Below are 1075 nucleotides of genomic sequence, written 5' to 3'. Positions count from 1 at the left end.
CTTACATGGTTTCGGCGAACAATTCGCGGCCGATCAGCATGCGGCGGATCTCCGAGGTGCCGGCGCCGATCTCGTACAGCTTGGCATCGCGCCACAGGCGCCCGGCCGGGTATTCGTTGATATAGCCGTTGCCGCCCAGGATCTGCACGGTCTCGCCCGCCATCCAGGTGGCCTTCTCCGCCGTGTACAGGATCACCGCGGCGCAGTCCTTGCGCACCTGGCGCACGTGGTCGCTGCCCAGCGCATCCAGGTTCTTGCCCACGGTGTACAGGTAGCTGCGCGCGGCCTGCAGCGTGGTGTACATGTCGGCGACCTTGCCCTGGATCAGCTGGAATTCGCCGATGCTCTGGCCGAATTGCTTGCGGTCGTGGATATAGGGCGTGACCACGTCCATGCAGGCCTGCATGATGCCGACCGGCCCGCCCGACAGCACCGCGCGCTCGTAGTCCAGCCCGCTCATCAGCACCTTGGCGCCGCCATTCTCGGCGCCGAGGATGTTCTCGACCGGCACCTCGACGTCCTGGAACACCAGTTCGCCGGTGTGCGAGCCGCGCATGCCCAGCTTGTCCAGCTTCTGCGCCACCGAGAAGCCCTTCATGCCCTTCTCGACGATAAACGCGGTCATGCCGCGCGCGCCCAGCTCGGGTTCGGTCTTGGCGTAGACCACCAGCACATCGCAGTCGGGGCCGTTGGTGATCCACATCTTGGTGCCGTTGAGCACATAGCGGTCGCCCTTCAGCTCGGCGCGCAGCTTCATGCTGACCACGTCCGAGCCGGCGTTGGGCTCGCTCATCGCCAGCGCGCCGATCCATTCGCCCGACACCAGCTTGGGCAGGTACTTGGCCTTTTGCGCCGGCGTGCCGTTGCGGTGGATCTGGTTCACGCACAGGTTGGAGTGCGCGCCGTACGACAGGCCGACCGAGGCCGAGGCGCGGCTGATCTCTTCCATCGCGATCATATGCGCGAGGTAGCCCATGTTGGCGCCGCCGTATTCCTCGGCCACGGTGATGCCGAGCACGCCCAGGTCGCCCATCTTCTTCCAGGTGTCCATCGGGAACTGGTCGGTGCGGTCGAT

1 protein-coding gene is annotated in these 1075 nt (G+C 65.7%); it reads right to left on the bottom strand.

Annotated features, from left to right (window positions below; translation table 11 throughout):
• Position 1 precedes the first annotated feature (1 nt).
• On the bottom strand, positions 2 to 1075 hold a 1074-nt coding region (locus tag AB1I47_RS33785; RefSeq protein WP_354687988.1), incomplete at its 5' end, for an isovaleryl-CoA dehydrogenase.

This window comes from Cupriavidus necator (assembly GCF_040578825.1).
GTDB lineage: Bacteria > Pseudomonadota > Gammaproteobacteria > Burkholderiales > Burkholderiaceae > Cupriavidus > Cupriavidus necator_E.
Note: the sequence above shows the minus strand (reverse complement) of the source record. Positions and strands in the feature narration are given on the sequence as shown.